The 7,166-nt window shown below is 63.6% G+C and carries 7 protein-coding genes; 2 read left to right on the top strand and 5 right to left on the bottom strand.

Going from position 1 to position 7,166, the window contains the following annotated elements:
* Positions 1–496: 496 nt before the first annotated feature.
* Together IBX54_RS10750 and IBX54_RS10745 are read right to left on the bottom strand one after the other, a co-directional pair.
* Complete coding sequence (locus tag IBX54_RS10750; RefSeq protein ID WP_296542652.1) at positions 497–1,075, bottom strand: histidine phosphatase family protein; 579 nt, start codon at positions 1,073–1,075, stop codon at positions 497–499.
* Positions 1,072–1,914: an adenosylcobinamide-GDP ribazoletransferase gene (locus tag IBX54_RS10745; RefSeq protein ID WP_296542651.1), complete on the bottom strand. Its 843-nt coding sequence runs from the start codon at positions 1,912–1,914 to the stop codon at positions 1,072–1,074. The genes IBX54_RS10750 and IBX54_RS10745 overlap by 4 nt, the downstream gene beginning before the upstream one ends.
* A gap of 182 nt (positions 1,915–2,096) precedes the next feature.
* Here IBX54_RS10745 and IBX54_RS10740 point away from each other — a divergent pair, with 182 nt between their 5' ends.
* On the top strand, positions 2,097–2,276 hold the full coding sequence (locus IBX54_RS10740) for a hypothetical protein (protein WP_296542650.1): 180 nt from the start codon (positions 2,097–2,099) through the stop codon (positions 2,274–2,276).
* 56 nt (positions 2,277–2,332) lie between these two features.
* On the top strand, positions 2,333–2,971 hold the full coding sequence (locus tag IBX54_RS10735) for a heme-binding protein (protein WP_296542649.1): 639 nt from the start codon (positions 2,333–2,335) through the stop codon (positions 2,969–2,971).
* Positions 2,972–3,055: 84 nt separating this feature from the next.
* Here IBX54_RS10735 and cobT read toward each other — a convergent pair whose 3' ends face one another.
* The 3 genes from cobT to IBX54_RS10720 all read right to left on the bottom strand — a co-directional run.
* A complete protein-coding gene (gene cobT / locus IBX54_RS10730; protein ID WP_296542648.1) occupies positions 3,056–4,147 on the bottom strand; it encodes a nicotinate-nucleotide--dimethylbenzimidazole phosphoribosyltransferase in 1,092 nt (363 codons plus the stop codon).
* A 60-nt stretch (positions 4,148–4,207) separates the two neighbouring features.
* The gene (locus IBX54_RS10725; RefSeq protein WP_296542647.1) at positions 4,208–5,431 is read right to left on the bottom strand and encodes a Wadjet anti-phage system protein JetD domain-containing protein; all 1,224 of its coding nucleotides are present in this window, start codon (positions 5,429–5,431) and stop codon (positions 4,208–4,210) included.
* Positions 5,428–7,166, bottom strand: a 1,739-nt coding sequence (locus IBX54_RS10720) for an ATP-binding protein (RefSeq protein WP_296542646.1), incomplete at its 5' end; no start/stop codon positions are given. The genes IBX54_RS10720 and IBX54_RS10725, both read right to left, overlap by 4 nt.

Below are 7,166 nucleotides of genomic sequence, written 5' to 3'. Positions count from 1 at the left end.
GCCGCAGCCGAAAACGCGCAGTTGATGGCGCATTCATTGATGGCTTGATGATTGGACTGGATGGCTGCTTGGCGCTTGGCGCTTGGGACAGGCCATGCGGGCCAAGGCAGGCGGCCTCAGACGCGCTGCGCTTTGCGACATCGGCCACCTGCCTTGGCCCGCATGGCCCGGAACCGCTCTGGTGTTTGAGGCATGAATACCGGGTAGTCCCGATAGAGCTCCGACGACGCGCAGAGAACCCGAGCAGCGTGCGTTGGGTGTCTGGCGGAGCGTTCCAAGCCGAACGAGCCGGAACCTGACAGCCATTCGCGGCGAGGGCGCCGCTCCTACGCTAACAGGGCGTTGACTTTGTAGGAGTGGCGCCCTCGCCGCGAATGGCTTCGGCTGTTTAAATTCCTCACACGATCTGCAAAAATTTGAATTTTTAGCGGTTGTAGCAAGAGGTTCTGAAACCAGTCAGATACCCAATCGATGTGCGCTACGGACTACTCCAAGGTCACCTGACAAGCTCTTGCCAGACGGAGGGCGCAAGGTAACGCCAGCACTGCCCGTAACCGGGCGCAGCCGCTGGCCAATCGGCCGCCGCACGTACCTCGCGCTGACCGGATGCAAGCAAGCGCGCAGCCCGAATCACCCCAGCATGGGTCAACCAGACTTGCGGCCTATCGGGCAGACTGGCCGCCACAGCAGCATCCCACACTGCGGCAACCCGACCCATGAAGTCGGCGACACACTCGCCACCACCTACCGGGTGGCGCCAAAAGGCTTTGGTCCAGGCATCAAAAGATTCAGCAGGCAAGGCATCCCAGCGCTGCCCCTCCCAGCTGCCAAAGTTCATCTCACGCAGCCGCAGCTCGGTGTCAAAACGCAGATCGGGCCGCAAAACCTGCAGGGCCTGGGCCAGTTGCTGGCAGCGCTGTAACGGCGACACCAACGCCCTTACCTGTGCTGGCAGGCATTGCGCAAGACCCTGCGCCGCCTGCTGCGTGGCTTGCGCGTCAGCGGGCACATCCAACGCGCCGTAACAAACGCCGGGCGCTATCAAAGGTTGCGCATGACGCACCAGCCAGATCACAGGCTCAACCCCAGCCCGAGGTAAAAGGCGACTTCGCAGACCTGCTGCGTGGCGCCCAGGCAGTCGCCGGTGAAACCGCCCAGGCGCCGCCAGAACCAGCGCGCCATCACCGCCCATGCGACAAAAGAGGCCAGCAAGGCATTGAGCAGCGCCTGTAGCAAGCCAGCGTCGGCCATGTTGATTGCGATAAATTCAGTGGCACCTTGAACATAAACCACCAGGACCAGCGCCAAGCCGCACCAAAGCAAACCGGTGCCCAAGGCCACCCCGCTGATCTGGTCGGCCAGCGGCTTCGACTTGGAACCCGCCGCATCGCCCACATGCGCTAACAAGCGAATGGTCAGCAGCGGCCAGGTGCGCGACACCACATGCGCCACAAACAGCGCAGCCACCATCAGCGGCCCACTCACGTCGCCCAGCAGCGCCAACAGCGCCACCTTGCACAGCAGCATCAGCATCACCGCGATGGCGCCAAAAGCACCCACGCGCGAGTCTTTCATGATCAGCAAAGCGCGGTCGCGGTCAGCACTGCCGCCCAACCCATCTGCCACGTCGGCCAGCCCGTCTTCGTGAAAGGCGCCGGTGAGCAACACCCCAAGCGCGGTGCCGAGTGCCGCCGCCACCAGCGGCGCCGACCCTGTGGGTGGCAACCAGGCCAGCAAGCCAGCGGTAAACAAGGCCAGCAAGCCCCCCACCAACACCCCCACTCCCGGAAAATGACCAGCGCTGGCCCGCAGCATGGCCGGGCTGTAGCCCACCCACTGCGCCAGCCGCCCAGTCACCGGGATGCGGGTAAAAAATTGCAAACTCAACAAATAGTGGCGAATGAATTGAAGCATGAACAAAAGTGCGCGCCTGAGCCTGAGCAGGCCAACGGACAGGACTGAAAAAGAGCCCAAGGCTATCAGCTTTTTGTGCGCCAATAGCCTTACGCTCCAAAGCACTGCGAAACACCCGGTTGCACCAAACGCGCACGTGCTGTTAGCATTTTTTTATTTCGAAACTCGTGGAGGGTACGAACATGTCCGAAGACACCCGCTGCTGTGGCACTGGCACCTGCCTGATTGATGCCAATGGGCGCTGCTGGTGCGGCCAGCAATGGGACGGCGAGAAAATGTGCCGTCCCGCCCAGGACAACCCGCCAGCCGCCCCCGAGCAGCCCAATCTTGATCAAGGGGCGCCAGACGCCGACACCGATTGAAAGTAATCCACCGACTCCTGTTTTTGGTAGCCCTGGCGCTGCCTGGAGGTGCCAGCATGGCCACCGAAGAACCCAAATTTGAAGTCCTGTCGCAGCACGACGAGATTGAGCTGCGCCGCTACCCAGCGTTTGTGGTGGCCGAAACCACGGTGGAAGGCGACATGGACGCCGCCTCCAGCAAGGGGTTCAGGGCCATTGCCGACTACATTTTTGGCAACAATCAGGTAGTGCTGCCAAACGCTGATGCCGCATCTGAAAAAATCGCCATGACCGCCCCGGTGACGATGGAACCGCTGGTGCCACCCTCGCAAAAAATCGCCATGACCGCACCGGTGGCCATGGCACCGCTGGCCGAACAGGCGGCGAGCAGCGTCGGCCTGCCCGCTTTGCAAGGCGCCAGCCAGTGGCGCATGCATTTTGTGATGCCGAGCCAATACACGCTGGCCAGCCTGCCCAAGCCCAACAACCCGGCCGTCACGCTGCGCGAAGTGCCCACCAAGACCTGGGCGGTGCTGCGCTACTCCGGCTTCAACACCGAAGCCCGCGTGCAACGCAAAACCGACGAACTGGTGGCCTGGCTGGCCGGGCAAAACATCAAGCCCATCGGCAGCCCGCAACTGGCTCGCTACAACCCGCCCTGGACCCTGCCGATGTTCCGGCGCAACGAGATCATGCTGGAGATTGCTCAGCCCTGAGGTGGCCGCGCGGCAACCCGCTCCCCGGCCGCAGGGACTTGCCGTTCCAACGAAATTGTTAACTTGCTACGCAGGTGGCAGGCATCAGACCACCGTCACCTGTGCTGGAGCAGTTTTCTCTGATACGCCCGCAGCCTCAAAGCTGGCCATCTCACGCAACATGGCGCAGGCCGCCTGCAACAGCGGCCAGGCCAACGCCGCACCCGAACCTTCGCCCAGACGCAGCCCCAAATCCAGCAGCGCCTGCACGCCCAGATGCTGCAACATGAACTCGTGACCGCGCTCGCCCGAGCGGTGGGCAAACACGCAGCGTTGCAACACCAGCGGCTGCAGTGCATGCGCCACCAGCACCGCACTGCTGGCAATGAAGCCATCGACCACGATCACGCGACGCTCTCGCGCGGCTTGCAGCACGGCACCGACCATGGTGGCGATCTCGAAACCACCCAAGGTGGCCAGCGCGTCCAGCGGCGCTTTTGCCTCGGGGTGACGCGCCAGCACCTCGCGCAAAATCGCGGCCTTTAGCCGCACGGCGGCCGCGTCCAGGCCAGTGCCGGCACCGGTACAGTCTTCGATGTCCAGCCCGGTCAGGCGCGCCAGCAACAACGATGCCGCCGAGGTGTTGCCAATGCCCATTTCACCCAGCAGCAGCGCGTTGCCCGGCAGGGTTTTGACCAGTTCCAGGCCGTTTTGCAGCGCCTGCTGACACTGCGCTGCGCTCATGGCAGGCTGCTCCAACGCATCCGCTGTGCCTTGTTCGCCACCCGGCACCTTGCAGATGCGCAGGCCGGGGCGCTGCGCGCCAGCGGGCAGGCCAGCCAAAAAGTCGTGCGCCACGCCGCAATCCACCACGGTCAGGGCAATTTGGTTGGCGCGTGAAAACACGCTCACCGCCGCGCCTCCGGCCAAAAAGTTTTCCACCATCTGCCAGCTCACATCCTGCGGAAAAGCCGACACGCCGCGGCGCGCCAGCCCGTGGTCGCCGGCAAACACCACCAGCTGCGGGTCTTGCAGCACGGGGCTGTCGGTGCCCAGAATTTCGCCCAGCTGCAGCGCCAGTGCTTCAAGCCGACCGAGTGAGCCGCGTGGCTTGGTTTTGTTGTCAATTTTGTGCTGCAGCGCCTGGCTCAGGGTTGCTGTGCGAATGTCTGCGAGTGTGGGGAGTTGTGCGTTCATGAATTGAATGAAGAGAGTAGTGAAAGAAAGCAAAAAAATGGGGTTGTATGAAGCGTTTTGTCAAAGCGCTGCCAGCGCACTTTGCACCCAGCCAAAGGCCAGGCGCTCCTGCTCCAGCCGAATCGCCTGCCCCAGCGGCCAACGCGTCGGCAACGGGTCAGTGGACAAAGCGATGTCACCCGTGATGAGCGACTGGCACAGTGCGGCCTCGGGCGCGCTCAGCCGGGTCAGCTGGCGCAGCGCGGGCGCGGGCTCGGTCACCCACAGGGCGCGGTGGGCGTGCAGCGTGGCCGCATCCATCAGCAGCGCCTTTGCATGCGGCAGGTGGGCACGCAGCTGGTCCAGGATGGCAAAGCCGTGGCTGTCCAGGTCGCCCCAGTAAAAAACGTTGCAGCGCTGTAGCCATGCGGCGCCGCCGAGCACGTCAAAGCCATAGCCGGCACCAAAAATGACCACGCTGCCCGGCAACGCCGGAAACGCCAGAAAGTTGACCTCGTTTTCGGTGATGAAGACCCGCTGCAGCGGCAGCGCCAACTGGGCAAAGTCGTTTTGGGTAAGCGTGATGTCCTGGTCATCGCCCACACCCGGCAGCGCCAGTGCGGCATCAAGCACACGCAGGCGGATGCGCAGCGGCTTGTCCCTGAAACCATAGCGGCGGCAAAAGCCGCCGATGCCGGTGGCGCTGGGGTCAATGGCTTCAGGCGGCAAACACAAGTCCAGTAATTCGGTCAGCACGCCGCGCTGCGACTCGATAAATTTGCTATCGACTCCGGGCAAATCCACCTGACGCAGGTAGATGCCCGGGCGCGGGTGCGCTTGCAGCCAAGTCAGCACCGACAGCAGGCGCGGCCACTCAATAGCCAAAGCCAGCGCGGTGAGCGGGCGCTTGTTCAGCCAGGGCAACAAGCGCTCGAACAGCGTCGCATCAATGGCGCGGGTGGTTTGCAACAGCGCCTCAAAGCGCCGCGCCTCGCGGGTCTTGCCGATCAGGCCAAAAGCATCGGGCAAGGTGTCGAGCCAGCATTCGGCGGGCAGCGTGCTCGCGCCCAGCAGCCGGTGCGTGAACGCGCGCCAAACCAGGCGCACATGCGGCACAGCCTGCAGCTCAGGCAGCCAGGCGCGCACCGCGTCGAGCTGCTCACCGAGCGCACTGGACTCGGGCACCACCAGCCGCAAGCGTCTGGGGCGCCAGACGGTCGGATCGATCAGCGCACGCAACAACTCGCCTTTCTCCCACAGCTTGAGCGTCTGGGCGCGCAGATCGGCGGGGCGGGTCCAGTTCATGCTGCGGGCACGGCCAGATCGGGCACAGCCGCCGGGCTAGCGGCGGTAGCGACGGTAGCGGGAACGGGCGCGGTGGCACCCACAGCCGCCGACTGCAACGCTTCTTTTTGCGTGCGGTATTCCTCAATCGTCAAATTGCGCAGCTTCGAGTCGCGCCCCTCGTCGTTGTGCACGAAGCCCACACTCGCCACAAAAGGCTCAATGATGTGAATTTTTTGCAGCGGCGTGACGATGAGCAATTGCAGATTGAGCTCGGCAAACAATTTCAGGCCAAACTGCGCCGACTCGTCGGAGCCGCGCCCAAAGGCCTCGTCGATCACCACAAACCTGAACGCCCGCGAGCGCACCTCGCCGCGCACCAGGCCAAACTGGTAGGCCAGGCTGGCGGCCAGAATGGTGTAGGCCAGCTTTTCCTTTTGCCCGCCAGATTTGCCGCCCGAGTCGGAGTAATGCTCATGCTCACGGCCGTCTTCGCGCCAACGCTCGCTGGCGGCAAAAACAAACCAGTTGCGCACGTCGGTCACCCGGGTAGCCCAGCGCCGGTCTTGCTCCGCCTGCCCTTCGCGCCCGCGCAAGCGCTCGATGATGGCCTTGACCTGCAAAAACTTGGCCTCGGAATACTGGCCATCTTCACTGGCGGCGCTGCCTGAGACCACGTTATCCAGACAGTGGCGCAGATCGGTCTGAAAGTCGCGCACTTCCGCGTCGGGCGTGACCTGGGCCTGCAGTTCGATGAAGCGCCCCGGGTTGTAGTCAATTTGCGTCAGTGACTGGTTGATCAGCGCCAGGCGTTCCTTGATGGTTTCGCGCTCCTTGTTCAACTGCGCGCTGAACTGCGCCACCTGGTTGATGGTGTTTTGGTTCAGCAGGTCTTTGAACTTGGCCTCAAAGCGCGGCAAGTCATCCACCGCGAGCTGCTTGAGCAGCGCGCGGAACTCGCCCGCTGCGGCCACCGAGGCATCGGTGTCTTGCGTGGCCAGCGGAAAGCGATGGCGGAAATTGCGCATGGCATCGACGATTTTTTCGACCAGGCCACGTGCCTTGCGCTCTTCAGCATCAATCATGGCTTGCAGGGCCTCGCGCATGTCTTGCTGGCGGTTGTCGCAGGACTCCAGCGTGAGCACATGGACACCCAGAATCTGGCTGCGCAACTGGTCCAGGCGTTGGTTGCCCGCCACCGGCGCTGCCCCCTGCCCTGCCTCTGGCGGCGCAGTGGCAGCCAGCAGCGCTTGGGTGTCGGCTTGCAACTGGGTGATGTCGGTGATTTTTTGCTCGGTCTTGGCGCGCTTGTCGCGCTGCTCACGGCTTGAGCGCTCGGTCGCCAGTTGCGCCTGCTCCAACGCCTTGAGCTGCGCGGTCAGCGTCTGCAACACATCGGAGGCCGACTCAAGTTGACGCCGTTCTTCTTCGAGCACGGCGGCCTGGGCGGCCGGTGTGGCCCAGTCGAGCTCGGCGTAGTCGCGGTATTCGACCAGCTTGGCCAGCGTGGCGAGACGGCTTTGGCACTGCGCCAACTGCGCTTGAGCCTGCGCAATCTGGCTGCCCAGCTGCCCAAGCTCGGCTTCCAGCACCCGGCGTTTGGCGTCCAGCGCGGCCAGCTTGGCGGCGTTGCTCCAGCCCAGCACATAACGGCTGCGGTCGTCCAGCCGATGGCGGTCGTCTTTTTCATGGCGCTCACCACCCGACTTGATCTGCCCGGCGCGGGTAATGGCGCGCACCTCGCGGCGGAACTGCT

Source organism: Rhodoferax sp. (assembly GCF_014859475.1).
In the GTDB taxonomy this organism is placed as follows: Bacteria; Pseudomonadota; Gammaproteobacteria; order Burkholderiales; family Burkholderiaceae_C; genus Rhodoferax.
Note: the sequence above shows the minus strand (reverse complement) of the source record. Positions and strands in the feature narration are given on the sequence as shown.